General features: G+C 69.9%; 3 protein-coding genes and 1 riboswitch. All 3 genes read right to left on the bottom strand.

Translation table 11 applies throughout. The features are described from left to right. Positions 1-453: 453 nt before the first annotated feature. Positions 454-879, bottom strand: a complete 426-nt coding sequence (locus VGT06_04260; GenBank protein ID HEV8662343.1) for a hypothetical protein — start codon at positions 877-879, stop codon at positions 454-456. 33 nt (positions 880-912) lie between these two features. Next, the gene (locus tag VGT06_04255) at positions 913-1128 is read right to left on the bottom strand and encodes an energy transducer TonB (GenBank protein HEV8662342.1); all 216 of its coding nucleotides are present in this window, start codon (positions 1126-1128) and stop codon (positions 913-915) included. Between the two features lie 647 nt (positions 1129-1775). Further along, positions 1776-3581, bottom strand: a complete 1806-nt coding sequence (locus tag VGT06_04250) for a TonB-dependent receptor (protein ID HEV8662341.1) — start codon at positions 3579-3581, stop codon at positions 1776-1778. 72 nt (positions 3582-3653) lie between these two features. Continuing rightward, a riboswitch (cobalamin riboswitch) is annotated at positions 3654-3896 on the bottom strand. Positions 3897-3938 lie beyond the last annotated feature (42 nt).

Below are 3938 nucleotides of genomic sequence, written 5' to 3'. Positions count from 1 at the left end.
CTACCCCCTAGTGATGTGATCGAGCCGTCGGGCTCCGGGGGAGTCTCCGTTGGAGTGGTCATGTTTCCTCCAGCGCTCCACCAGGAACCTCTGGCCCCTGTTCGTCCCGCCACCTCTCTTCCGGCGGATTGGTCTATCCGGCCCTCCTCTCCCCGCTCGGATTCGCCCTGGGCCCTCGCGGGCCAGGTGGCGTCAGACGCCTGCATTGAAGGCTTCTACAAACTTGGGCAGATCTTCCTGCGAACCTTCGGTTCAAAAAGCACACAGGGGCAGCGCCCCTCCCGGCGGCCGCTGCTGTTCCCTCAGTGTAGCGGCTCTGTCCCCTGACTCAAGGTTTTTCTTGCTGCTACCGCGCGTCGCCAACTGCCACGCTCCCTGGGGGTTCGACAAGGCCCGGGGAAATCCTTCCTCCTTCCTCCTCGTCCGCACGGGGCCGCACGGGCCCGCACTCACTCAATCGCCTGCGCCCGCCTCATCCCGTCCTCCCACAGCCCGCTCCAGCAGCAGCTCGGCGACATAGCCGTCATAGTCCTCCGGAGGCACCTGGAGGGAGAGCGGCAGCAGGCGCCGCCACCCCCTCGGGGGGTGATCACGGAAGTATCGGCGTCGGGCCTCCAGGGTGCTGCCCGCTTCCTCGATGGGCTCGACCCGCGGCAGCCCGGGGAGGCCGGCCAGCGCCGCTCGCACGGCCGCCGACCCTGTCCCCGCCCCGACCAGGACGCGTCTTACCCCGAATTGCTTCGCCCAGACGGCGACCACATCTGCCAGCCGGTCCGAAGCCACGACCGACCGGGCCAGAATGGCCCCCCGCCGCCCTACGGCGATTCCACATTTTCGCCGGCCGGGATCGACGGCCAGAATCACCTCTGGCTCAGTCATTGCCCACTCAGGCGCCACATCCACGACCCAGGCTCATTCACTGAAGGTAATCCAGATGAGGAGATAGGCGTCGATCGGCACCCCGTCGCGCGTCGCCGGGACGAACCGCCATCTGAGCAGGCCCTGGCGAGCCGCCTCATCCAGAGCGGCGTCCCCCGAGGAGACGATCACTTCGACGATGGCCACAGCCCCGTCGCTGCGGATCAACAGCCGGACCTTCACCCGGCCGCGGACAGAGCCTTCCTCCACCACTGAACCGCTCCATGAGCCGGGGAGGATGGTGGCCCGCAACACAGGGTGCAACGGCGGCTGGTCCAGCGGAACTGGAGGTTTCAGGACAGGGTCGGACACCCTGGCGGCGGGTGAAGGACTCGCTGCGGCAGGGGCGAGCGTGGAACCTCCAGACGTCACGTCCCCGGTCCGCCTCGCCGGGGGAGTCCCTGTCGCCGCCGAGGCTTCCAGGGCGGGATCCGCGCCGGTGGTTCCCGCCCCCTCCACCCTCGTTTGAGCCTCTCGAGGGCCCGGACCCCTCGGCGCCTCCGACGGGACCATCGACCGCCTGGCATGCGGGCGGGGGTGTGGCGTTCGCGCGGCGGCCGGGCGAGACGGCGATCTGGGGGTTTGCGCTGAGGCGGCCGGCGAAGGACGCGGAGGGGCGGGCGGTCTGACCGGCGACGGCGGCCGGATCGGCCCCGGCGGGACAGGATATTCGAAGACGGGATGCCCCTCCGCTTCCGCCGAAGGGGCCCCGAGTTCCTTCGAAGAGCTCGTCGGAGCGGGAGGCGTGACGCGCCGCGCCATCAAGACCATTGTGGCCGCCCCGACGACCGCGGCCAGGAGGAGCGCGGCCACCTGCCATCGAGGTGGACCGGGCCGCATGTGGGTGCGGGGGGCCATCAGAAGTTTCCTCCGAGGGTCACAAAGAACGTCCTCCCCGCGCCGGGGAAGCCGCGCAGGGTCTCATACGGCACATCGAGCAGGTTGTCCACGCCGGCGCGGATCACGCCCTCGCCGATCTTCTGCTCGTAGCGGAGCCCCAGGATCATATAGCCCGGGAGCGTGACGCGTGTCGCCGGGAAGGTGGAGGTGTCCAGATCGTCTCGCGCCGAGACGTAATTCAGCAGCAACGAAACGTTGAGGTCTGGACGCGGCGCGTGGCGCAGGATCAGGTTGGCCTGCCAGCCGGGGAGACGGAGCAGGGGCGTGCCGGTCTGGCGGTCCAGGCCGCTGGACCAGGTGACGTTTGCCGAGAGCAGCCAGGCCCCGCCGAGGGTGCCGACCAGTTCGGCGGAGAGGCCGGCGATGCGGGCCGACCCCACGTTCATGGGAAGGCACCCCCCGACGATCAGATCCCGCGCGGAGGTGTAGAAGGCGTTGAGACGCGCAGTCAGTCCGGGGCGGAGCGCGGCCTCCGCACCCACGTCCGCCGCCCACGCCTCTTCTGGACGCAGCCCCGGATTGCTGCAGCCGGGAAAGGCGAGCTCGAAGAAGGTGGGGGCGCGAAAGGCGCGGCCGAGGCCGCCGCGTAAGCGCAGCGTCTCAGAGGCGAAGTGCACGAAACCCACCCGCGGATTGACCTGCCCCCCGTGGCCGGGATGGCTGTCGTAGCGCACCCCCACGCCCAGCAGGGTGCGGGGGCGGAGCAGCACGTCGTACTGCACGTAGCCGGCCGCCGTGGTGGCCTGGGCGGCAAAACTAGAGAACGTGGAAGAGGACCGAAACGTGACCGACTCCACTTCGGCGCCCCAGGTCAGGACGGCCCGGTCGTCGATCCTCTGCACCCTCTGCCAGGAAACGCCGGCGGCGGTGCCGCGATCGTCGGAGACGAACCCGGGCGACGTAAAGAGCAGGCGGTCCCCCAGCCACCAGAGGCGCGCCTCCGCCGAGGAGCCCCGCTCCCCCTTCTCCGTCCAGGTCAGGTGGGCGAGTGAGCGCTGATCGCCGATGCGGTCGGACGGGGTCGGAAAGAAGGTCGGACCGGGGAGGGCGGTGCGGCCCGCAGTGTGCTGGGCGGCGAAGGTGAGCGAGCGCGAAGCGCCGGTCTGTAGAATCAGGCGGGCGTTGGCGGTCCACCGGGAGGCATCGGCGTTGGGACGGTCGCCGCCGCTGCCGAGATACTGCGCACCCAGGCTGAGGACCCCGCCGCGCCAGCGCGCTCCGAGGCGCAGCGACGCCTGCGCGGCGCCGTGGCTCCCGGTCCCCGCGCTGGCCTGCGGGCGCGCATCCGTGCGCGTGATGACCTGGATCACCCCGCCGAGGGCGTTCCCATAGATCGCGGAATAGGGCCCGCGCAACACCTCGATCCGCTCCACGTCCTCCAACGCGATCGTGGACAGATTCACCCCAAACTGGGCCGTGCTGTTCAGCGGGATCCCATCGATCAGCACCAGCACCTGCTGGGGAGAAGAGCCGCGGATGGAAAGCTGGGACAACCCGCCAAGGCCCGCCCCTGCGGCGCGCACCGAGACCTCGGCCAGGAAGCGGAGGGCCTCTCCCAGGGTCAGAAATCCCATCCGCCGCAGTTCATCGGCGGGGATCACGGTGACGTAGGCGGGGGTAGCCGGGAGCTGTTGGGGCCGCCGGCCCGGCACGACCACTTCCTCTCCTTCGAAGGTGGGCACCTGGCCCAGCGCCGCCGGACCGGCCAGGACAAGGAGAAGGCCCACGACCACCAAGCCCGTGGGCCAAGGATGGCGGAGCATCGAAGACCCACCCCCTTCCGCGAAGGCGTGGATAGCCGCCACCGCTTTCCCGATGGAAGCGGGGGCGACGATAACGATATGGAAAGCGCAGGCAGGTCTTCTGGCTCCGGTTCCTCGCGTACCCTCAGCCTTCCCGGGCCTGGGACCGCCGGATGGCGATCGGCCTAGTGGCGTCTTGCCGGGGGCACGCTCCCCGTGACAGCGGCGGGACCGCGCCGGATTCCCCATCGGGCCGCCCGTGGGCGGACCGGTGAGTCACCGGCTTCCCTATTCTGACGGAGCGCTGCTCCGTCCACCTGCGCTCGCAGAGTAGGGTTTCCATAAGCGCTGAGGCGGCACCTTGCGAAACCGAAAAAC

The sequence above is a fragment of the Candidatus Methylomirabilis sp. genome (genome assembly GCA_036000645.1).
In the GTDB taxonomy this organism is placed as follows: Bacteria; Methylomirabilota; Methylomirabilia; order Methylomirabilales; family JACPAU01; genus JACPAU01.
This window is presented reverse-complemented; position numbering and strand designations above follow the sequence as displayed.